At 36.8% G+C, this 22,231-nt stretch carries 19 protein-coding genes; 6 read left to right on the forward strand and 13 right to left on the reverse strand.

The genetic code is table 11. The features are described from left to right. Window positions 1-208: 208 nt before the first annotated feature. A complete protein-coding gene (locus tag F6K06_RS13785; protein ID WP_287241623.1) occupies window positions 209-1,681 on the reverse strand; it encodes an aldehyde dehydrogenase family protein in 1,473 nt (490 codons plus the stop codon). A 658-nt stretch (window positions 1,682-2,339) separates the two neighbouring features. Here F6K06_RS13785 and F6K06_RS13790 point away from each other — a divergent pair. After that, window positions 2,340-2,699: a VOC family protein gene (locus tag F6K06_RS13790; RefSeq protein WP_124144800.1), complete on the forward strand. Its 360-nt coding sequence runs from the start codon at window positions 2,340-2,342 to the stop codon at window positions 2,697-2,699. Between the two features lie 8 nt (window positions 2,700-2,707). Next, window positions 2,708-4,018 carry a recombinase family protein gene (locus F6K06_RS13795; protein ID WP_124144801.1) on the forward strand — a complete coding sequence of 437 codons (1,311 nt, stop codon included), beginning with the start codon at window positions 2,708-2,710 and terminating at the stop codon, window positions 4,016-4,018. Window positions 4,019-4,181: 163 nt separating this feature from the next. Here F6K06_RS13795 and F6K06_RS13800 read toward each other — a convergent pair whose 3' ends face one another. Further along, window positions 4,182-4,340 carry a hypothetical protein gene (locus tag F6K06_RS13800; RefSeq protein ID WP_161565208.1) on the reverse strand — a complete coding sequence of 53 codons (159 nt, stop codon included), beginning with the start codon at window positions 4,338-4,340 and terminating at the stop codon, window positions 4,182-4,184. Window positions 4,341-4,528: 188 nt separating this feature from the next. Then, window positions 4,529-5,992, reverse strand: coding sequence for a hypothetical protein (locus F6K06_RS13805; RefSeq protein ID WP_124155945.1), 1,464 nt, complete (start codon window positions 5,990-5,992; stop codon window positions 4,529-4,531). A 981-nt stretch (window positions 5,993-6,973) separates the two neighbouring features. Here F6K06_RS13805 and F6K06_RS13810 point away from each other — a divergent pair. Beyond that, the gene (locus F6K06_RS13810) at window positions 6,974-8,662 is read left to right on the forward strand and encodes a glycosyltransferase family 39 protein (RefSeq protein ID WP_287241629.1); all 1,689 of its coding nucleotides are present in this window, start codon (window positions 6,974-6,976) and stop codon (window positions 8,660-8,662) included. A gap of 408 nt (window positions 8,663-9,070) precedes the next feature. Here F6K06_RS13810 and F6K06_RS13815 read toward each other — a convergent pair whose 3' ends face one another. The 4 genes from F6K06_RS13815 to surE form a co-directional block, all read right to left on the reverse strand. Next, on the reverse strand, window positions 9,071-9,394 hold the full coding sequence (locus F6K06_RS13815) for a hypothetical protein (RefSeq protein WP_124144804.1): 324 nt from the start codon (window positions 9,392-9,394) through the stop codon (window positions 9,071-9,073). Continuing rightward, entirely contained in the window at window positions 9,395-9,733 is a 339-nt protein-coding gene (locus tag F6K06_RS13820; protein WP_124144805.1) for a hypothetical protein, read from the reverse strand. A 261-nt stretch (window positions 9,734-9,994) separates the two neighbouring features. Further along, the gene (locus tag F6K06_RS13825; RefSeq protein WP_124144806.1) at window positions 9,995-10,393 is read right to left on the reverse strand and encodes a hypothetical protein; all 399 of its coding nucleotides are present in this window, start codon (window positions 10,391-10,393) and stop codon (window positions 9,995-9,997) included. A 126-nt stretch (window positions 10,394-10,519) separates the two neighbouring features. Beyond that, complete coding sequence (gene surE, locus F6K06_RS13830; protein ID WP_124144807.1) at window positions 10,520-11,323, reverse strand: 5'/3'-nucleotidase SurE; 804 nt, start codon at window positions 11,321-11,323, stop codon at window positions 10,520-10,522. Window positions 11,324-12,019: 696 nt separating this feature from the next. Between surE and pheS the strand changes: the two genes are divergently transcribed. Then, entirely contained in the window at window positions 12,020-13,021 is a 1,002-nt protein-coding gene (gene pheS, locus F6K06_RS13835; protein WP_124144808.1) for a phenylalanine--tRNA ligase subunit alpha, read from the forward strand. Between the two features lie 634 nt (window positions 13,022-13,655). Further along, complete coding sequence (locus tag F6K06_RS13840) at window positions 13,656-14,336, forward strand: SH3 domain-containing protein (RefSeq protein ID WP_124144809.1); 681 nt, start codon at window positions 13,656-13,658, stop codon at window positions 14,334-14,336. Window positions 14,337-14,916: 580 nt separating this feature from the next. Here F6K06_RS13840 and F6K06_RS13845 read toward each other — a convergent pair. The 6 genes from F6K06_RS13845 to F6K06_RS13870 form a co-directional block, all read right to left on the reverse strand. Beyond that, window positions 14,917-15,252, reverse strand: coding sequence for a XisI protein (locus F6K06_RS13845; protein ID WP_287241638.1), 336 nt, complete (start codon window positions 15,250-15,252; stop codon window positions 14,917-14,919). Continuing rightward, window positions 15,240-15,656 carry a XisH family protein gene (locus tag F6K06_RS13850; RefSeq protein ID WP_287241640.1) on the reverse strand — a complete coding sequence of 139 codons (417 nt, stop codon included), beginning with the start codon at window positions 15,654-15,656 and terminating at the stop codon, window positions 15,240-15,242. The genes F6K06_RS13845 and F6K06_RS13850 overlap by 13 nt, the downstream gene beginning before the upstream one ends. 427 nt (window positions 15,657-16,083) lie before the next feature. Next, window positions 16,084-16,590 (reverse strand): hypothetical protein, encoded by a 507-nt coding sequence (locus tag F6K06_RS13855; protein ID WP_287241643.1) that lies wholly within the window; start codon window positions 16,588-16,590, stop codon window positions 16,084-16,086. 5 nt (window positions 16,591-16,595) lie between these two features. Then, window positions 16,596-17,942 carry an AAA family ATPase gene (locus F6K06_RS13860; protein WP_240038938.1) on the reverse strand — a complete coding sequence of 449 codons (1,347 nt, stop codon included), beginning with the start codon at window positions 17,940-17,942 and terminating at the stop codon, window positions 16,596-16,598. Between the two features lie 101 nt (window positions 17,943-18,043). Continuing rightward, window positions 18,044-19,438 carry an MFS transporter gene (locus F6K06_RS13865; RefSeq protein ID WP_287241646.1) on the reverse strand — a complete coding sequence of 465 codons (1,395 nt, stop codon included), beginning with the start codon at window positions 19,436-19,438 and terminating at the stop codon, window positions 18,044-18,046. A 554-nt stretch (window positions 19,439-19,992) separates the two neighbouring features. Beyond that, a complete protein-coding gene (locus F6K06_RS13870; RefSeq protein ID WP_287241663.1) occupies window positions 19,993-21,837 on the reverse strand; it encodes an NAD(P)H-quinone oxidoreductase subunit F in 1,845 nt (614 codons plus the stop codon). 241 nt (window positions 21,838-22,078) lie between these two features. Here F6K06_RS13870 and F6K06_RS13875 point away from each other — a divergent pair, with 241 nt between their 5' ends. Next, window positions 22,079-22,228: a hypothetical protein gene (locus F6K06_RS13875; protein WP_161564658.1), complete on the forward strand. Its 150-nt coding sequence runs from the start codon at window positions 22,079-22,081 to the stop codon at window positions 22,226-22,228. Window positions 22,229-22,231 lie beyond the last annotated feature (3 nt).

Here is a 22,231-nt window from a genome sequence, read left to right on the forward strand (position 1 = left end):
TAATATCCATTTACTAACAAATGATGGACAATAAATAAATATATCTCATCAACAAGTCAAAGTTAATAGTCCTCAAAAACCTGATTAGCCAAAGCATCTAATCAATTTTTTGTTCCGTCAGGATAGAACAACAAATATTCTTATAGGGACGTTCCATGGAACGCCCCTACTTTTTTTTGGAGTAATCTAGTAAGTAATTAATCGCCAACTACATCTTCACAGTCACAGTCTTAGTCTCTGTATACTGCTGTAAACCATACTCTCCCAACTCCCGACCAATACCAGACTGCTTAAAACCACCAAAGGGTGCAGCAGCATCAAACACATGATAACAATTTATCCAAACTGTACCCGCACGAACACTATGAGCTACAGCATGAGCCTTACCTACATCTCGCGTCCACACTCCAGCAGCTAAACCATACATCGTATCATTCGCCCTTTGCACCAGTTCATCAATATCCTTAAACTTAATGATGCTCATCACCGGACCAAAAATCTCTTCTCGGGCAATTTTCATCCCATCTTGCACATCAGCAAATACAGTGGGTGCAATAAAATAACCGCGATCGCCAACTCTTGCTCCACCACATAACATCTGGGCACCATCCTGTTGACCAGACTCAATATAGCTCATCACCTTATTAAACTGTTCTTCATCTACCTGGGGTCCCTGTTCAGTTCTAGTGGCAAATGGGTCGCCCACCATCCGACGTTTTGCCCGTTCCACACTCTTAGCAACAAACTCGTCATAACATTTCTCTTCCACAAATAAACGAGAACCCGCATTGCAACACTGACCTTGGTTAAAAAATAAACCGTGATGAGCGCCTTCAATGGCAGCATCCATATCTGCATCCGCAAACACAATATTCGGACTCTTGCCACCGAGTTCCAAAGTTACCCGTTTTAAGTTACTCTTAGCAGCTGCTTCCATGATTAAATGACCTACTTCTGTGGAACCAGTGAAAGCAACTTTATCAATATCGTGATGGTGGGAAATGGCAGCACCAGCAGTTGGGCCATAACCAGACAAAATATTTATTACACCAGGAGGAAAACCCGCTTTGATCGCCAACTCGCCGACTCGGAAGGCTGACAATGGTGTTTGTTCGGCTGTTTTCATTACTAATGTGTTACCTGTTGCTAATGCTGGGGCAAGTTTCCAGGCTTGCATCAATAGAGGGAAGTTCCAAGGAATGATTTGACCGACTACTCCCACTGGTTCGTGGCGGGTGTAGCAAAAGTAGGAACCATTGATAGGGATAGTTTTGCCTTGAACTTTATCTGCCCAACCAGCATAATAGCGATAACAGGCGATCGCTAAACGTAAGTCTGTATTGAGGGAGTCACTGAGTGGTTTACCATTATCTAGGGTTTCCAGTCTTGCCAGCTCTTCTATATTTTCTTCCATCAAATCTGCTAACTTGTATAGAAGTTCCCCTCGTTTGGTAGCGGACATTTTTGGCCAGTCACCACTGGTAAACGCTTTGCGAGCTGCTATTACGGCTTTGTCTACATCAGGTGCATCTGCTTCCGCAACGTCACAAATAACTTCTCCTGTTGTAGGGTTAATGGTTTCAAACCGTTTGCCAGAGGCACTTTCTACCCACTCGTTATTAATTAGGAGTTTAGTGGGGCCAATTTTCGCTTTTTGTTCTGGTCTTGTAGCTGTTACCATAAATTTCTCCCTCGCTTTGTTGTAAATATAACCTTTTTACCTCTTAGTAGTCTTTTGTCTAAAAAACTTTAGATATTTTTAAGAATACTAGGAGGCTTTTTTGCACTAAATGATGATTAGAGTCCGTACAGACAGCATTTTTGTGCGTCGGCAAGTCCTACCAACAACCTCAAAAAATAGTAGTAATATCTCATTTCTACTTACAGCAGTTATCTAGTTGATGAGGTACAAAGTTTATTGCTCTAGGGAACAGGGAACAGGGAACAGGGAACAGGGAATACAGAAATAAATAGTTTTATAACTGTACCTCACTATCCTCAAAAGTGCTGTAATTGGGATCGGCAAGTTATCAACATTGTTAGAACTTATGCAAAGGAAGAAGGAAGAAGGAAAAAATAGGCGTTGTTTGAGTTTTAAGCTTTTGATATATCCGCGTCCTTTGCTTAGACTAACATATCTATTCCACTATCAGTAAATAGATTTGCTCTCTCAATTAAATAAGTGTATTATATAGATGTAACAATTAATACACATCTCCAATAATCAAAAATAAAATCAATTATCGCACAGAAACTATCAATTATTTTCCCCTACTCCCTACTCTCTCTTTTCTGGAGATGTCTAATAAATAACCAACCATTTATTAATAATATAAACTATGCAAATCACTCAATCTCTCCATGCTGCTCTATTAGTTTCAAACCTCGAAAAAGCCGAACATTTCTATGGTCAAATTCTCAAACTCCCAAAAGTAGACCGCTCCCTTAATTTTCCCGGTACTTGGTATCAAGTTGGCAACTTCCAAATTCATCTGATAGTATCGGAAATAATACCCGATCTAGTTAACTCAGAAAAATTAGGTAGAAACCGACATTTAGCATTTTCTGTGGTTGATATAGATGCTGCAAAATCACAACTATTAGCCAATAATTGCCCAATTAAAATGAGTGCTTCTGGTCGCCCTGCCCTATTTACCCAAGACCCCGACGGTAATATTATAGAATTAAGTCAACAATAAGATAACCTGTGAAAATTATTGCCTATTCATATACAAACCCCCTGTTTGAAACTGCCCCAGACCCCATAACTTGGGGGTGGGAAGTTGACCGCATTTATCACGACTTAGGCGATCGCCAACAACTCCAACAACTCCTACTCGACTGCCAAACTCAAGCAGTTAATTATCTCTTAATTCGTAAACTTGAAGAATTAGGAGACTCTGTAGAAGAAGTATGCGATCGCCTTACAAAACTCCAATCTCTCAATATCCAAATTATTCCCCTCGACTCAGATATCAATATCAACCCCAACTCACCAAGCAATAACTCACCAAGGAAAATAGACCTACTCAGACTCCTCAACCAAATTCGCCAAAATCAACATAGTCGCAAAATTCGCACTGCCCACGCTCGCAACCGCATCAAAGCAATACCCCCACCAGGTAAAGCACCTTACGGATATCGCCGAGGCAAAGACCGTTACACCCTGGACAGAAGTGCTGCCCCCGTTGTCAAAGACTTCTTTGAAAACTTCCTTCTGTTTGCTTCCTTGCGTGGTGCTGTGCGCCATATTCAGAAAAAATACGGCAAGAAAATCTCTGTTACCACTGGGCGACGTTGGTTAACTAACCCCGTTTATCGCGGTGACTTACAATATCAAAATAATGAAGTCATCTCTAATACTCATCTTCCCATAATTTCTAGAGAAGAATCTGCTCAAGTCGAACGTTTGCTCCGACGCAACCGCCGAATGCCACCGCGTACTGCCAGCGCTCCCCACTCTCTGGCAGGTTTAGTTGTCTGCACAGAATGTCAGTCTCCAATGATTACGGCAAAAGTTACTACTTTTCGCAAAGAGAAAGAATATCTATATTTGCGTCCCAAAAGTTGCTCCCGCAAACCCAAATGTAAAGCTTTAGCTTATCAAGAAGTATTAGGACAAACTATAGAAATAATTTGTCGAGATTTAGCATCGGCGATCGCTGCTTTAGAAATGCCAAATATGGATGGAATTAAAAGTAAAATTAAACAGGATATTTCTGATAAGCAAGATATTCTTTTTCAACTACCAAATCTCACGGAGAATGGCATTCTTGACCAAGAAACTGCTGAACTACGTACTTACAAAATTAGAACAGAAATTTCTCAATTACAAAGTCAATTTAACCAGTTACCGCCAGTCAATTTATTAGAAACTGCCAAAGCGGTTTGCATAACCCAATTTTGGTGGGATTTGTCAGAGTCAGAAAGGAGATTTTACTTACGCGAATTTATTAGTAGAATTGAAATTATTCGTCAAGATTTAGATTGGCACTTACAAGTTATTTTTATTTTTTAGTTGTGTTATGGCAGAAGGAAGGAGTAAGAAGGAAGAAAGAAGAAGGAAGAAGGAAGAAAAAAAATTTGGCGTTGCCTGAGTCGTAATACCATAAAGGGGGTTTTAATGAATATAGGACCCATTTGAGATCTATATAATTATGGTAGTCAAGTCTTTTATCGCATCAATTTTGAGGAAAAATATGAAAAAGAAGTGTTGAATTTTTTGTATTATTTCTCCCCACATCTTCCCTCTTCCCTCTTACCTCCTGTCTCCTGTCTTCCCCTCCTGGGAGGGGTTGGGGGTGGGTTTTCTCCTGACTCCTAGCTAAAAAAACGCGCATATTTATGAAGATACCAAATGGGTTCTATAGACTGTTTTAGCCAGTTTTGTATAGTAAGTATAAATTCTGACTCAATTAATAAAGTTTTCATCTAAAATTAAAAGCAATAGCTGATGGCTGAATGCTTACCTTTCTTCTTCTTTCTTCCCTCCTGACTCCTGTCTCCTGTCTCCTGTCTCCTCAATAATTCATTTTTTAACACTATAAATCTTTTTTAATAAATTAAACCAGAAATTCCCCCCCATAGAAATAGCTATGCCACTAATTAGCCAACCCAATATTTTTTTTAATCCTTCTAAATAAGTAATTGATTGACTCACTGAGGTGTTATTTGTTTGTTTTTGACCCCAACCAATAGGTAATTCTAAATTATCTAATGCTGCATTTACCTGATTTTGAATATCCCCTATTTCTAACTCACTTGGATTAGAATTATTATTGATTAATTCCTGGGAATAACTATTAATTGTCGCCCGCATCAAAGAATCTTTTGATAAATTATCAATCATATTTAATGTATCAATATTAGCAACTATAGCAATAGTAATACCAATCAAAAAAGCAACTCCTCTAGCATTACGCTGATAAACACCAGTCGCTCTTTCCATTCCACTATCAAACCATCTCTCAATTTCTTTCTGAAACTGATATAAAGCATTACCTGTTGCTGAAATTTTTGTTGTCGCTTGTTTGGCTAAAATATATAAACTTTTTTGTAAAGATTCAGGCAATAATTCAATCATTTCAATAGCTTTTTGATTGATTTTCCCCTTATTACTTTGCAAATCTGCTTGCACAGCTTTTCCCATTTCCATTACCTCTCTCAAAAACTTCAATAAATTAGAGGCGCTTGGTTCCATTTCAGTTACTAAAACTTTTCTTTCATGGGTATTTGTTAATACTTGTTTGACTAAATTTATTTGGCTAATAAATTCTTGATGAGCTACATCTGGTAAATATTCTAGAGATTTTTCTGTGTATAAATCTAGCTTATTTAAAGTTCTATTTAATGTTAAATCAAGATTAGCAAAATTATTTTGATAATCCTGAATGTTTTGATTCAAATCTTGATGCAAATCCTCAAATTCAGCCTGAATCTTTTTCTGCTTACTGCTATCTTCTATCTTCAAATTTTCTAATATTTTCTTGATATTTACCAAAATATTATCGGTAAAATCTCTTAATTTATCCTCACTAATCATTTGCATTAATTCTTGAAGTTTCAAAGTATCAATTAAGCTAGCAGCAAATGTATCTGACGGAATATAAGAAGGAGCAGTTTTTTCTGCATCAAAAACATTATTAATTCCAGTCACAGCTCGACTTAAATTACCAAGCATCTGAATTATTCTCCGAAATCCTCTTTCTAATGGACCTTTGCTACCACTATAGTTAAGATTTTTAATTAATTGATTTTGATATAGAGAATTAGCTAGTTTTTGCACTTTTTCAATTTCTGTACTAGATTTAGAATTATTTTTACTGATATAGGGTTCACCAGCAATTAACTCTTCAATTGATTTTTTTAAATGAGTGGCTCGCCATTGCAAAATTATTGTCAAAATTGACTGGATTTCACTAGCTAGTAAACTAAAAATAAGATAAATAAAAATTAAACCAATGGCAATATCTAAAATTACAGGTAAGTTCATATTAATTTGATTGATTTTAAGAAGGAAGAATTCAATAATTAACAATTATTGAAGAAGGAGACAGGAGACAGGAGACAGGAGACAGGAGGAAAATTACATGGGGATTCTCACCCCAAGTAATTTTGAACACCGTGTAGACGGTGGGGTATTAAACCCACAAAGAAAATGATAATTAATAATTACCTCTTCTTATAAAGAAGAGGATTGGCTAAAAGGATTTTTTTTCTTCTCTTGGTCGATTGGATATGGCGCAGGTTTCCTCGCCATCCCACCCTTCGAGAAGCTGCGCTAACGACCACTTTTTTCTCTATGAATGGAGAGGCTTTATACCTGAATTTTTCGGTAAGAAGGAAGGATGAGAAAGGAAGGAAGAAGGAAGAAAAAATGGATGGGGATTTATATAAAATCCGATTATACAGTAATTGAAAATTATTTCATCCTAATACAGATTTTCTATTATACCAATTTGAAAAAATAATGTTACGGATAATAGGGGCAATTAAAATACTTTATAGGAGATGTCTCTTGGACTAAAAAGATGGCGTTGCTTAAATGTAATGATAATTAGACATCTACTCCACGCATAGGGAGTAGGCAGTAGGGGTAAAGAATTGATAATTTCTCCCTACTCTGTAGAGACGTTACATACAAGGTCCCTACTCCCTATTCCCTAAAATAGATATCTCCAGAAAATAAACTTGCCCTTTATTTAGCATAAGTTAGAGTTGTATAACTTCCTCACAAAATCATTTTTAATACTTTTTTCCTAGACATTTATTCCCTTTTCCCTATTTCCTATCCCCTAAAATCTACAATATCTCACAACTCAAATTAGATTGCTATATCATTATCAGCGTTAAGCTTTGAAAATAATAGTCATACTTACAAATTGACTTTTGAATTGAATAAATGTTTAACAAAATCAGCGTTAAGCTTTGAAAATAATAATCATACTTACAAATTGACTTTTGAATTGAATAAATGTTTAACAAAATCTTCACCAACAAAAATACCCATATAGATTTACTTATAATTGCCAGCTTATTATTAGCAGCATTGTTACTATTTTCTACTAATTTACACACATTACCTTTGCGAGATTGGGATGAAGGAATAGTCGCTCAAGTAGCTAGAGAAATAACCAGAAAAAATTGGAATTGGCTTTATCCAACTATCAATAATACTCCCTATTTGAATAAACCACCATTAGTACATTGGTCGATCGCTTTTGTCTACAATATCGCCGGAGTAACTGAACTAACTGCCCGTTTATTCCCTGCTTTATTCACAGCATTCTCTGTACCCTTAATGTATAGTATTGCTAGAGAATTATTTCGCCCCCGCACTCCCGCCATTTTCTCTGCTTTGGTCTACTTAACTTTATTGCCAGTCGTGCGACATGGACGTTTAGCAATGTTAGATGGGGCAGTGCTTTGTTTTTTTCTACTAATGATTTGGTGCGTTTTACGATCGCGTCGTAACCTCCGTTATTCTCTAGCTATTGGTCTGAGTTTTGCCCTACTTTCCCTCACAAAAGGAATAATTTTAGGATTACTATTAGGAGCGATCGCTTTTTTCTTCCTCTTATGGGATACTCCCCGACTATTGCATTGTAAATATTTTTGGGGCGGTATCTTACTAGGGATGCTCCCAGTATTTCTGTGGTACACAGCTCAATTTTTCCATTACGGAATAGAATTTTTCCATGCCAACTTTTTCCATCAATCTCTCAAACGTATTTGGCAACCTGTAGGCAGTCACGATGGACCTATTTGGTATTACTTATTGGAAATTTTAGAGTATACTTTCCCCTGGCAACTTTTCTGGTTTCCCGGATTATATCTGAGTTGGAAAAATCGGAATCTCAGTTGGGGAAAATTAGTCTTGGTCTGGAGCGGAATATATTTATTAGCTATTTCGTTAATGAATACCAAACTTCCCTGGTATGTACTACCTATTTATCCCGCTTTTGCTCTAGCAGTCGGTACTTATCTGACAGAAATTTGGCATCAATTTCCAGTAGATTTGGGATACATTCGGTTTCCAGCTTATCAATATCTTCATACTCAAGGTGAGAGTAAAAAACATCCTAAAGGTATCCCTACTATTTATCACCGTCTAGTAGTAGCCATTTTTGCACTGCTCGCCTTACTAGCTTGGGTTGCTTGGCTTGACTTCAGCGGTATTTTTCATCTGGGAGAGGAAAATCAGACAAAACTAGATTTGTACTTACGGTTAATCTCAGCAACTATTGCACTGACAATGACAATAGCAACCATATTATTAAACCAACAAGACCGTCAGTTTTTGTCAATCTTGATTTGGGGAACATATCTTTCACTCCTACTGTTTGTTAATTCCCCTCATTGGATCTGGGAACTACAAGAAAACTATCCAGTCAAACCAGTCGGAGAAATGATTCAGAAATATACACCCCCCGGTCAGATAGTTTATTCCTTCGATACAAAAGACCGTCCCTCTTTAAATTTTTATAGCGATCGCCTCATCAAACGTGTCGGGCCACAAAAAATTCAACAACAATGGCAAAGTCAGTCTCAACCATATCTATTAGTTCAAGCATCAAATTTGAATAACCTTACCCTAGAAAATCTGAAAGTTTTGAATACTGTCAAAGGGTGGGCATTAGTCACCAGAGAAAGCAAAAATTGAAAGTTCAAAAAATTAGAAGAAGGAAGAGGGAATAGGGAATAAGGAAGAGGGAAGAAGGAAGAAGGAAGAATAAATGGATGGGGACTCAAATTTAAACCAATTGTAAACACCCCCGTTGACAGTGAGGAATTAAACCCAAAATAAAAAGATAAAATTATTATTTATTCCCCCCCCCCCCGTATCTATTAGAAAACTTGACGTTGGTAAAAAGAGGGATGATACCAACCGTGAAAAAAGAATGTTACGAATAGTAAGAGGAATAAAAAGACACGTGCAGGATATTCCCTTTGACAAAAAAGATGATTTCCGACATGAAAAATGGTATTGAAGCCATTCCCATACGACTCCTGACTTCCCCTCCTGGCAGGGGTTAGGGGTGGGTTTACTCCTAAATAATTAAGATTAATTTCATACACGCGCTTCACCAACGCCGAAAACTTTTTCCATTAAAATACAACTTTCATGCTCTTTTATTCCCTCAAATACTTTAACTCCTTTATATTCAAAAGTCTGATAATCTAGAGAAGCTCTATCCTCAAATCCATATTTCCGACAAATGTGCTGCGATATCTTTCCACTAGCTTCTACTATTGCGGTGGAAAATCCTGCTTGAGTTGTAATATTGAGATTATTTTCAACTAATTTATTGCCAATCTTTTTGCCTCTATACTTTTCTCTATACCCCAATAAACCGATACGAAATATCTTGCCATTAACGACTTTTTTTTCCATCTAATACTTCCGATGTAGTTCTTTTAAAACTTGAGAAAAAATCTCAAATTTTTGAGGAATATTTTTGCTTATTTCTTCATAGAACTCACTTGATAAATTATCTGAAATAATAAACCCTGCTACTTCTGAAGTAACAGAATTTTTAGCAATATGAGATAATCCTTCTGCCACAGCTTTTTCGCAAATTGTCTCAGCAAAGGGATAAAAGTCACTAGAAGTTACTTTAAGCGACCTGAACATAGGTTCTGAACTAGGAAATACATCAACTAAACAATTAATAGTTTGTTCTAAATCTTTTTCCTGTAAAATTTCATATACAATTTCATTTTCTTCTAACATGAGTATATTAATTTCTAAAATTAACTTTATTTAGTCCTTAATTATGGGGTTAGTCCCCACTGCCTATCAGAAAATGATTTTAGGAGTTCCTAATCAGGGATAGCTTAAAAGGGGAAACTATTCACCTTATTTATTGGTCAACTGGGCTGCTGAAAAGTCTTTGGGTTATAAGACACGAAGTTTCAGGTCGTTGACTATCCATAAGCAATTAAACCTTCTTCCTTCTTCCTTCTTTCTTCTTTCTTCTTCCTTCTTCAATAACTACTGACTGTTTTGATTATTCAACAGTTCTTTTTCTTGCACCCACTCTAATACTCCATCAAATATACCCAATTTAAAATCAAACTTACTTAGAGAAGCGATCGCCCCTCCAAACAATATGACACTCCCGATCGCCACAACTATAGGTAAATACTGCCTGCTCAAATCGCGACGTAATCTTGCCAAAGGTCTACTTTGCCTTCTCAGCATTTGTCCAATATCTAGCTGTTGGAGAGCGAGGGGGTCTCTGACATAATGGCCACTCCAACTAATTACCAGATGAGAATGACAATATGGACAAGTAAATAGCCCATTAAATACTTCTAGTGGTCGTGTGGCACTGGAGCGATTACAAATTGGGCAGGTAACAGAATGACTCTTAGATGTGGGAGCGCTCATACTTATTTTTATTCAATAAACGAAATTTTTCACTACTCACCTAGATGAGTTTTTTTGATCTGCAATTTTGATTATCTTGCCTATTCTTTTATAGTTTAGCCTTAATTTCTACTGCATAAAAGTTAACTATTCACGAAAATTATCAATCTTCCATTTTTGGAGATAGCCTAGTTGTTTACCATAGGTAAAATTGTATTGCAAGGGGGTAATCGTAATATATTTTTCACGCATTGCTTGGACATCTGTTGATAACTTTTCTACTGAGGAGCGGTCGTTGGTTTCTTCCACATCTTCCTGTACCTCTCCAGCTAACCAATAATAAGTTTTGCCTCGTGGATCGACCCGTTTTTCAAATATATCTATATAGCGACGAATTCCTTGACGGGTAATTTGTACTCCTGCTATTTCTGTTTCTTTAACTGCTGGAATATTTACATTTAGCAACATTACATTAGCTAAAGGTTCATTTTCAATTTTCTTCACCAAATCTTGAGCAAAATTTACAGCAACTTCAAAATTTCTAGAAGTATAACTACCAAGACTAAACGCAATACTAGGAATGTTTTGAACAACTCCTTCCATGGCAGCAGAAACTGTTCCGGAATATAAAATATCTGTTCCTAAGTTGGGACCATGATTAATTCCTGCTAATACTAAATCTGGCTGGGTTTCTAGTAAGGCAAATAAGGCTAGTTTTACACAGTCGGCAGGAGTACCAGAGCAAGTCCAAGCTGTGACGGTGTCATCAAAAATTGACTTGACTATTTCTGCCCGAATAGGTTGATGTAATGTTAAACCATGACCTGTGGCTGAACGTTCTTTGTCAGGACAAACTACAAAAACTTCATGGCCTACCGCTGCTAAAGCATTAGCCAAACTCCGGATACCTTCTGCAAAAATGCCATCGTCGTTACTAATTAAAAGTTTCATTTGGATTGATTTTTGAAAAATAAAAAAGATTGAAGCAAGAACTATTCAATCGCCAAACACAATTCTATAGCAGTCGAGGCAAAGGGCGTGGACAGATAAAAAGCTTAAAACTTAGACAACGCAAGATTTTTCCTTCTCTATCTTTTGCCTTATTGACGAATTAATCAAAATAGGCTTGTATATTGGGGGTCTGAAACCATTGCTGTGTGGGGCTTCTATATCGGAACTCTTTCCCAAACCAAATCCCTAGGGATTGAAATACACCACCTACTCCAGCACAACTACGGTTAACGCCTTGACAAACTTCATCCTGAGCAGCACTCCAATAAAAACCCGGCGGAGTGAAAAATCGGGTTGAACTTTGACAAAAAATCAGATAGAATAATAGTATTGGGAGTAGTTCGCCTATACACATGACAATTTATTCAACCAAAAAAGACTCTACAGTTAAAAGCACAAAAAAAATAACAAACCATACTATCGCTAACAACTCGATCAACTACATCCCGAGGAGCACCCAAAAAAAGCCCGGCCGACTCAAAAATTGAGTTGAACTGTAACAAAAAATTAGATAGAATAGTTACATTAGGATTGACTCGCCCCTACGCATGACTTTTTATTCAACTAAAAAAGATTTTATATAGAAAAGCACAAAAAAAATAACAAAATAGTAAAGCACAAAAAAAATAACAAACTATGACAACCCAACTAACAGAAATAGAAACCCAACTAACAGAACTACGCCAAACAGCAACAGAAGCGATCGCCACAACAGAAAACCTAGAAAAACTAGAAGAACTAAGAATTAACTATCTAGGCAAAAAAGGCCAAGTATCCAAAATCCTCGGAGCCATGGGTAAACTCAGCCCAGAAGAACGACCAAAAGTAGGAGCGATCGCCAACCAAGTCAAACAAGCCATCCAGAGCAACCTAGACCAAAAGCGGACAAACCTCAAAACAGCAGAAATAGCAGCCAAACTCCAAGCCGAAACCCTAGATGTATCCATGCCAGGAGTATATCGTCCCCAAGGAAAAATCCATCCCCTCAACAACCTCATAGACCGTGCCCTAGACATATTCATTGGCTTAGGCTACACAGTGGCCACAGGTCCAGAAATGGAAACCGACTACTACAACTTTGAAGCCTTAAACACACCACCAGACCACCCTGCCAGAGATATGCAAGACACCTTCTACCTACCAGACGGTAACTTAATGCGGACCCATACCTCCTCAGTCCAGATCCGTTACATGAAAAACCACGAACCCCCCATCCGAGTCATAGCACCCGGTCGTGTTTATCGACGTGACACAGTAGACGCTACCCACGCAGCAGTATTCCATCAACTCGAACTATTAGCAGTAGACGAAGGACTAAGATTTTCAGACCTCAAAGGAACCATCAAAGAATTCCTCAGACAAATGTTCGGAGACCTACCCATTCGTTTCCGTGCCAGCTATTTCCCATTCACCGAACCCTCAGCAGAAGTAGATTTGCAGTGGAATGGTAAATGGTTAGAAGTATTAGGTTGTGGGATGGTAGACCCCAACGTATTGGAAGCAGTAGGTTATGATTCGGAGAAATATACAGGTTTTGCCGCTGGTTTCGGTGTAGAAAGATTTGCCATGGTGTTGCATCAGATAGATGATATTCGGCGAGTTTATGCCAGCGACTTACGTTTTTTGCAGCAGTTTTAAATAGCTATCAGCATTTTCCGTACCGGAATGCTCTGCAAACAGCACTCAGCTTTCAGCTATTGGTTAGTAGACTGACACATCTAAAATAGTGCAATAGGTGTAGGTTGGGTTGAGTAACGTTAGCGCCAGCTTATCCTAATGGATAAACCCAACAGTAGTAAAGTTTTGTTGGGTTGAACGGCAGTGAAACCCAACCTATATTTTTAGGCGTGTCAGTCCAGTAGGGTGTGTTAGCGACAGTGTAACGCACCATTGAATATGTGTCAGTTCACTACTGAAATAATGGTCGATTCTACACCTAATGCACCAGGTGCTGTAGGATGAGGCGTTAGTAACGTACCTGCGTAAGTTCTATAGAACCCCTAACCGTATCTTTTATTGAAATACAAAGGCTTCAGGAAAGCCGTTTTAAGGGGCCTAACAACTATAAGGGTTCAGGAAACCGAAAAATTATGAAAAATGACTGCCAGAATCATAAAACCCAGATGGGTATTGAACTTGTAACTTCTTAAATAGATACCAAATGGCTTCTATATCCTATATATGTTGGGTTTATCCTAACGGATAAGCTAGCGCTAACGTTCCTCCACCCAACCTACTAAGTTTGAAATTACTTTTGACTTAAAAAATAAATATGCATCAACCAGTGGCATTGCTAACATTAATACTAACGATCGCCCTCGGTGTTCCCAAAAGAGCGATCGCTACAACCATGAAAATAGCTCAAACATCTCAAGAAACTGCTAGTTTATGTCGTCAAGTTAATGACGAACAAGGTTTAATCGTTCAAAAAAGACCGACCCCAAATTCTCCCACAGTAGGCACCGTAGATGCAAATCAACAAGTGAAATTAATAGAAGGTTATCGCAATATTAGAGGTCCAGCAGGTCGTACTTGGGTAGAAATTACTGCTCCTATTTCAGGGTTTGTTTCTAGAGGTTTTCCAGGCAATGAAAATAATTTAATAGAATGTTCTGAAGTAGCTACAGAAACTCCAACGGAACCTTCCGATCAAAATACTTCTGTTGATAATTTGCCCACAGAAACACCATCTCCTAATGAGTCCACATCACAAGTAGATCGAAATTTATGTCGTCAAATTGATAGTAAAAAAGCACCACGCGGTTTAGCAGTACGGACAAATGCTACTAGACGATCCGAATATAAAGGAAAAGTTCCTGTTAATAGTCAGCTTACCCTTGTGGAAAATTATCGTTTAATTCCCGACCGAAATGGAGAAAAACGTAAGTGGGTAGAAATTACTTCTCCTTTGTCTGGGTTTGTTTCTGCTGGTAATTTAGTTGAGTGTGACTAGGTGGAGGGAGTGGGGGAGCAGGGGAGTAGGGGAGTAGGGGAGTGGGGGAGTAGGGAAAGAAAGCTTCAAAGGGAAAAGGTTTTTTGATCGCTGATTATCGGGACATTACATTGCACAACTTTTGAGCTTCAATATATAGTAGTTTAACTTAAAGATGAGACGTTTTTTCGTCTGAAACTCCCTCATAGCAAGAAAGCTTTGTCTCAATCTAAAGTTAAATGACTATAACCCAAATTATCTTTATTCAGAGGCAAAGACATCAGTATTGTTATATCAACTAATCAAAAAAAAATGGAGAGAAATAGCTGTACAAAAAGCATCCATTGCTTCAGTAAAAATATTCAAAGGTTTATTTCTTCATTGCCTGTTGTACCAAGGGTGAAAAAAGAATGCTGAAAAATAGCGGTTCCAGTTAATTTTATATCATGTCCGCTAGTATCGTTTGTGTAAACCCAAGAGTGAATATCTACAAAAAATTTAAGTTTTTTTGGACTTTTAAGTCTTCTGTTCTAGATAACTAAAGCCTTCTTCCCTCTTCACTTCTTCCTTCTTCCTCCTTCCTTCTTTCTTACTTATACCATTAATTCACTGCAAATTCTGTCAAATGTCGAACTTCTGGCGGATGAAAACCTAATACAATTTTATTTTTAGGAATACCTGCCATAACTAAATCTAACGCAATTCCATCTTCTAATCCATCTTCGTGAATCCAAATTTTCTCATTAATAATTTCCAAGTGAACTACACAACCATGAACTCTTTTTCCTTTTAAATATCCTACTGTTAATAATAAATAATTTTTGTGGTCTTCACCAACAATAAACTTTCGTTCTAAGTTACCGTGAGCATAGGGTAATCTAGAATATTCTCCCAAAATTTTAGTAATAATTTGATGATAATTATTTATGATATCCATTGACAAATAACCTCCTGTTTTGCATCAAAAGTTATTAAACTCAGCCTTTGATTTTTTAATAATATTTGACCAATAGGTTCAGTAAAAAACTCCTCAAAAATACTTTCTGTAATCGCTAAATATAGTAACCGCTCCGGTTCAATATCTTGTATAATATCGTAGTATAAAATATATTGACCTAATGCTTTTTCTAAGTCATTAACTCGCGATAAACTGGTAAAGCTTTTAATCTCCACAGCAATTTTTTTCAATCCCTTCTCAGCAGAAAGTAATTTGTCCACTCCCAAATCAACAAACAAATCTCTTTTTCCAATACTCAAAATATAGGGGTCATTAGTAATCGTCCATCCATCCTTAATCAAGGCATTTTTTACTATATCGTGATAAAAGTCTTTAGCTGGCATTCATCCTTACTCCTGAATCTTTAAACCAACTTTTTCAACTATTATAATACAGTAGGTTAAATTAAGCGATATAGCTGCCGCTAGGCTCCGCCAACGCGCAACCCAACACATACAATATGATGGAGTTGTATATTTGTGGGATGAATTGTAAGCTTGGAGAAAAAACAAGTTAGAAGTATTAAATATGAGATTTACCTATTCCAAAAAAAATTTATTCTTTGATTAAGCAATACCAATATTATTGTTGGGTTTATCCTCCGGATAAGCTTCGCTAACGTGCTTCAAGCAAACCTACAAAGTGCCAGTTTTTTATTATAAATATTTAACCGAACATAATATTAGATCGACGATAATTTCATAGTGCTTATTGCTAAAAATTAAATCTAATTAATCTACAAAAAATATAAATATTGCTGCTTTATTTTTTCTATTTTCTGCGTCGAGGAGTAAGTTCAGGTTTTGGAGGTTCATAAGATTTTAAACATTTATCACCAGTCAAAATTTCTACATCAAATCCTGACTTAGCATAATAATCAGCAACCCGTTTAATTGTAGCATCTCCTAATGCAAATCCTCGACTAGCAAAATTCGGAAATTCATCAGCTAAATCCTTCAAATTTTCTGCATCCCATAACTTTGACTGTTCTATAAATGCTGCCCAAGGAGTTTGATTATCTGCAGTTAGTTTCATCAAATTTCCTAACTCTTTAGCTATTTCATAACGCTTACTATTTGCTTGAGCAATATGATTACCTGTTTCAATAATTGTGGCTAAAGGTAAAACAAAAATAGTCTTTGCTTTCTCCTCTTTTTCCAAAATTTCATAGACTTTAACCTTATCCCATTTATTACCTTCAGAACCACAAGTTTCTTTCCCAGGCACACCTAAATAAACACAGAGAATTGAAGTATCAATAATTAGCACTTTTTTCATACTCTCTAATCTGCTTTGAGACTCTTCTCAATTAAACCCTTACTGGCAATTTTCCCTAAAGTTCCTGATGCCATTAACTTCGGTAAATCTTCAATATTCTCTAAAGGAATTAACTGACTTTCTCCAGTTTGTTTATCTCGATAAGCCACCATTACAAAAGGAATAAATTTTGGAGTTAGTTCATCTAATAAAGCAGAATTATGGGTTGTAACTAAAACATCAATTTGGCGCTCCTCACCAATTTCTCTTAACATTTGTAAAAGTAATCCAGCACGAGAAGGATGTAAACCATTATCTACTTCTTCTATAACAATTAAACTTTTTTCTGGCTGAGTTAACATAGCTGTTAAAATTGCCAAAAATCGTAAAGTTCCATCTGACATTCCACAAGCATCAACTATCATTGGTTGTTGATTAGGATGCCAGATTTCTTCACAGTAAAGCATGGCATCGCGACCTAGTCTTCCTACAGTTTCAGCCCAAATTTTTCGCATATCTCCTTCTGGTAATTGTGCCAGATATTTTAATAAATATTCTTCTACTTCAGCTTTCTGTTTTTTGGGTAATGCTGCTAAAACTCCGGCAATATTAGAACCATCTCTTTCTAATTTTTTTGATAGGGGTGAATAATCCCGCATTTGGGAAGGTATGGGATTTAAAATAAAAATCTTTTTGAGAAGATTTGGTACTATACTTTCGGCAAGCATAATTTGATGAACATTATCAAATTCATAGAAAGGAATCTGTGTTGTAAAACGATCCAACCAAGGATTAGGAGTGGGATAAATTTTTTCAATATATTCTTTATCTGCTTCAAAAAGCTTATACTTTACCCCGTCTGGTACCACAGTTGAGGGGATAAAAGAAAGTTGCTGAAATGAATTACTATCTGAGAGTTTTTGACTATCAATCAAAGTTAAAGATTCATATATTACCTGTATAGTAGGTTGAGTTTCTATAGTAATTTTATAAAGATAATCACCCGCTTCATTTTCGCCATCTACTAATACTTGAAAACTAAATTTTGTTTCAGGTTTTCTAACTGCCCATTCAACCCCACCTCTAATACCTGAAGTAAAGCGATCGCCTGTTAATACCGCTTCTACTGAAGTACCTTGCATAATACTATTCAAAAAATCCAAAGCATCAACAACATTAGATTTTCCACTAGCATTAGTACCAATTAAAACTGTTAAAGGGTCAATATATAACTCAGCATGGCGGAAACTTTTCCAATTTTCCAAAGTTACTTGTTTTAACATAAAACCTAACACCTTCTTATTATACCAATTACTAAAAGTGATGCTATACTTAGGTAGCACTTCAATTATTAAGTAATTAGCATCAGCCAAATCATTTTTTTGATAATTGGCATCCTATTTAGCATTAATTATTCTTATTTTTACCACTCCCCTACTCCCCCACTCCCTTACTCCCCTACTCCCCTACTCCCCTACTCCCCTCTTTCCCTCAACTTCAACAATATTTCATCATGTACTTCCCGCGTAATAGGATATAAATAAGCCAATAATAATCCAACAATTAAAAACACAGTAGGCAACGGACCAATTGCCACCCGAATTGCCAAAAGAGCAGACTCCGGTTGAATAGGTCGAGTCTCCCCAGGAACACTTTCAATAAACCCAGCAATATCCAAAGCTACCCCTACCAAAAACAATCCAATAGCTAACCCTACCTTCTGCAAAAAAACCATAAAAGAATAAAAAATTCCCTCCCTTCTTTGCCCAGTATTTAACTCATCCAAATCAATAACATCAGGAATCATTGACCAAGGAACTAAATAAGCAATTGACACTCCAAAACCAGCCATTATTGCCAAAAAATACAATAAACCAACCTGTCCAGGTTGAATAAAAAATAACCCACCCTGAGCAATTATCCACAAACAAACACCCATAAAATAAACAGCTTTCTTCCCCAGTTTTTTACTAACAAAACTCCAAACAAATAACATAGTTAAAGCAGTACCTTGAACAGCGATCGCCACTTGAGGAAAAGTCGCTTCTGGTAGCTGCATCCAGTTAATTACAAAGTAAGGCAAAATCGAAGCTGTTAATTGCACTCCCAACCAAGAACACAGATAAATTCCAATGACAAATAAAAACGGACTATTACTAAAAGCTACTCGAATTTGTTCAGCAATAGGTAAATTAGTATTATTATCTTCCTCCTGTTTTTTATTAACAGAAAGTGTCCGTTTACGAGTTCCAAAAAAACACCAATAAATAGGTAAAACAGAAATTATGGCACAGACTATACCCAAAACTATATATTGTTGAATAGGATTATCTGGGAAAATAGAAAAAATTAATTGAGCAAGAACTAAAGAAAGAATACTACCACTAATAGAAAAAGCAAATCGGAAACTATTTAAACTTGTTCGTTCATGGTAATTTTGTGTTAACTCTGGAGTCAAAGCAGCGTAGGGAAGATTAACAACTGTATAAGCAAGATTAAATAAAATAGCAATTATCACATAATACCAAAATAAAAAAGATTGATTCGTACTAGGAACTATCCACTGCAAAAAAAATAAAATCCCAAAAGGAATAGCACCAAAAACCATCCAAGGATAACGTCTACCCCAAGGATGAACAGTGCGATCGCTCATCACTCCAATTATCGGGTCATTAATAGCATCAGAAATCTTCCCAATCATCAAAATACTACCCGCAATACCAGCAGGTAAACCAGCAACATTAGTAAAAAAAAACAACAAGAAAAATACTTGGATATTAGCACAAATTGCCGGACCTAGATCGCCAGCACCATAAGCTAATTTCGTCCAGAAGTTAAGTTTTTCAGTTTGAGGGGAAAAGTTATTCATAAGATATCTCCAAAAAATAGGGAGTAGGGAGCAGGGAGTAGAAAGTTTTCATTAACATAAAATACAGAAATTTTGGCTTAAAAGCAGAGGGCACAAGTTTTGTAGTTTACCTTGTGAAAACCGTTATAAATACTCAAAACTTAGGTTTAATATAATAGGACTGACGCACGAGGCACGAAAAAGTAGTGTTTTAAATTACTTCCGGTGTCGGTCGCTGCGGACAGAAATACCTTCAACTGCATAAGTCCTGATAATAGAGTTGTCGCTAAATAAAGGGAAAAAATCACTCTAACCTAGACAGAGCAATAATTCCAAGCATTTTTATTTTTCAATAGCTACAATCCTTACAAAACAAGGTTTTTGGGATTTTTTTCAGTTATAAAGCGACAACTCTAATAGATATCTCTAGAAAATAGGGAATAAGCAACAGGAAGAAATATTTGAATATTTATGGATAAGAACTTGAGTAAAAGCACTAATACCAAAACGTTTTTCGCCCTTCCGCTCTAACCCTTCCGCTCTAACCCTTCTGCCTTATTCATTCTTCCTTACCTTCAAAAGCTAAAATCAATCAACCACAGTGCCAAAACCCCCAATACACCAACCCCTATCAGAATAGTAAGCACATAAGATTGACCTTTACCAGATACCCCATACTTCAAACCCTCCCCACTAAAAATCGTTGCCAAACCAACTAAATTAACAACTCCATCAACAATATAACGGTCAACCCAAGCATTTAACCTTGAAAGTTGGCTAACCGCAAATACCACAGTTACATCGTAGAAACGATCGATATAGAAATCATAAGCAAGCAAATCTTGAACAAAACGCAAAGGAGCATATACTGGTCGAGACCAAATTCTGCCTAACTCCATCATGCTACCAAAAATAACACCAATCAAACCAGATGCAACTAACAAAATGACAACAGCTATATTAATATAACCCCAGTCAGGTAATAGTGATAACCGTTGCATCATTATCGGTGTGAGTAGAGTAACGATAATTAACGATACCATCGGTACAGCCATTGGCCAGGGAACTTCTGGTGCCCGTTTCGTTTTCGGTTGAGATTCACCCCAGAACACCAAACGATAAACACGGGTTAAATTTAAAGCAGTCAGGAAATTAACAAATAACAAAACAGGTACAACCCAAGGATCGATAATCCAAAACACATCTAAACCTTGTCGTAACGCCCAGAAACCCCCTAAAGGTAATAACCCGATTAAACCTGCAGTACCTACTAAGAAAGAAGTTGTAGTAACTGGCATTCGAGACCCCAAACCCCCCATTTCTGTAAGGTCTTGGCTATTTGTAGTCAAAATTACCCCTCCAGCACTCATAAATAATAGCGCTTTAGCAATGCAATGAGCTAAAAGTAATAGTAAGCCAAAACCAGTCCATTGTGTACCAACAGAAATAAACACTAAACCTAGGTAAGCACTGGTAGAATGAGACAAAGCACGCTTAAGGTCAATTTGAGCTAAAGCAACAAGAGAAGCTCCGATCGCAGTTATAGTTCCGATCACCACTAATACATCTAGAGCTATAGGAGCAATAATTAAAATCGGCTGCATTTGGATCAGTACATAAGCTCCCATGGCAACCACCACAGTATTCCGCAAAATTGAAGCTGGGTTTGGCCCTTCCATTGCCTTATCCAACCATAGATGCAGAGGAAATTGAGCGCATTTACCTATTGGCCCCGCAATCAAAGCCAATCCTAACAAATTACCAGTAATAGGAGAAAGTTCTACTCTTTCAGCCCATTCATATAGGTCAGTAAAATTCATACTGCCAGCTAAAGCTGATATGGCAACTACTCCCATGAGTAGTAAAACATCTCCGACTCGCTTCGTTAAAAACGCATCTCTAGCTGCTGTTACGACCAGGGGTTGAGCATACCAAAAACCTACTAACAAATAAGTAGAAAGAGTCAGCATTTCTAGCAAAGTATAGGAAATGAACAAAGAGTCACTAATTGTTAAGCCACTCATTGCTGCCTCAAAAAATCCCATTAGTCCAAAAAATCTGGCTAGCGCCCAATCCTTTTCTAAATATCCCAAAGCATAAAGTTGGGCTAATAGACTGAAACCCGTCACAACATCCATTGCTCCAACGGTTACAGATGAGATATTAAAGGCAAAAGATAAGTTGAGGTCTGCCGTTTGTAGCCAGTTGAATATGATTTCTCGTGGTTCTTGGTGACAAACAGCTTGATAAACAATGGAACCATGAATAAAGGCCAATAACGTCATCAAGATATTAAAATAAGCTGCTGGCCGTGGTCCCGTACGTTGAATTATCCCTGTTGACCAGGGTAAAGTCAAAATTGCTCCAATTAAACCATAAAAAGGTATCCACCAACAGTTTTGAGTCAGAAATTCCATGATTTATTATTTATTTACCTTTACTGTTAAAAATAAATATATATTATTAATATAGGTTCAACTTATTATAAGTATATGTACTGATTTTTTTGCTACTTACAGACCATGGTTCCAAAAGTAATAAAAAAAAATTTAGGATTGGTATCTGGAGGCTGAGGATCGCTAGAATTAGTAATTAAGTCATTAAGTCCAAAGATTTCAATCTTAGCTAATTTATTTTTATAAATACCTGCAATTATGAATTATGATGATAGTTGCTATTGTCAACGATGCCATGTTTCTCTATGCTAAAACTATAGCATTTGATAGGTTTAATCATAATAATGGGAATTCCCTTGAAAACTATCTAGAGACAACACTGGCCTCAATGCTTAAGTTAACTATTGGTCAATAGGAG

The sequence above is a fragment of the Okeania sp. SIO1H4 genome (genome assembly GCF_010672695.1).
GTDB lineage: Bacteria > Cyanobacteriota > Cyanobacteriia > Cyanobacteriales > Microcoleaceae > Okeania > Okeania hirsuta.

Bases quoted from the DNA above. Each gene is read 5' to 3' on its own strand.
- F6K06_RS13840 (WP_124144809.1), top strand. From the start codon at position 13,656: ATGCATCAACCAGTGGCATTGCTAACATTAATACTAACGATCGCCCTC.
- F6K06_RS13825 (WP_124144806.1), bottom strand. From the start codon at position 10,393: ATGAGCGCTCCCACATCTAAGAGTCATTCTGTTACCTGCCCAATTTGT.
- F6K06_RS13805 (WP_124155945.1), bottom strand. From the start codon at position 5,992: ATGAACTTACCTGTAATTTTAGATATTGCCATTGGTTTAATTTTTATT.
- F6K06_RS13865 (WP_287241646.1), bottom strand. From the start codon at position 19,438: ATGAATAACTTTTCCCCTCAAACTGAAAAACTTAACTTCTGGACGAAA.
- F6K06_RS13785 (WP_287241623.1), bottom strand. From the start codon at position 1,681: ATGGTAACAGCTACAAGACCAGAACAAAAAGCGAAAATTGGCCCCACT.
- F6K06_RS13800 (WP_161565208.1), bottom strand. From the start codon at position 4,340: ATGCGCGTTTTTTTAGCTAGGAGTCAGGAGAAAACCCACCCCCAACCC.
- F6K06_RS13790 (WP_124144800.1), top strand. From the start codon at position 2,340: ATGCAAATCACTCAATCTCTCCATGCTGCTCTATTAGTTTCAAACCTC.
- F6K06_RS13845 (WP_287241638.1), bottom strand. From the start codon at position 15,252: ATGGATATCATAAATAATTATCATCAAATTATTACTAAAATTTTGGGA.
- F6K06_RS13815 (WP_124144804.1), bottom strand. From the start codon at position 9,394: ATGGAAAAAAAAGTCGTTAATGGCAAGATATTTCGTATCGGTTTATTG.
- F6K06_RS13810 (WP_287241629.1), top strand. From the start codon at position 6,974: ATGTTTAACAAAATCTTCACCAACAAAAATACCCATATAGATTTACTT.
- pheS (WP_124144808.1), top strand. From the start codon at position 12,020: ATGACAACCCAACTAACAGAAATAGAAACCCAACTAACAGAACTACGC.
- F6K06_RS13850 (WP_287241640.1), bottom strand. From the start codon at position 15,656: ATGCCAGCTAAAGACTTTTATCACGATATAGTAAAAAATGCCTTGATT.
- F6K06_RS13820 (WP_124144805.1), bottom strand. From the start codon at position 9,733: ATGTTAGAAGAAAATGAAATTGTATATGAAATTTTACAGGAAAAAGAT.
- F6K06_RS13855 (WP_287241643.1), bottom strand. From the start codon at position 16,590: ATGAAAAAAGTGCTAATTATTGATACTTCAATTCTCTGTGTTTATTTA.
- F6K06_RS13875 (WP_161564658.1), top strand. From the start codon at position 22,079: ATGATGATAGTTGCTATTGTCAACGATGCCATGTTTCTCTATGCTAAA.
- surE (WP_124144807.1), bottom strand. From the start codon at position 11,323: ATGAAACTTTTAATTAGTAACGACGATGGCATTTTTGCAGAAGGTATC.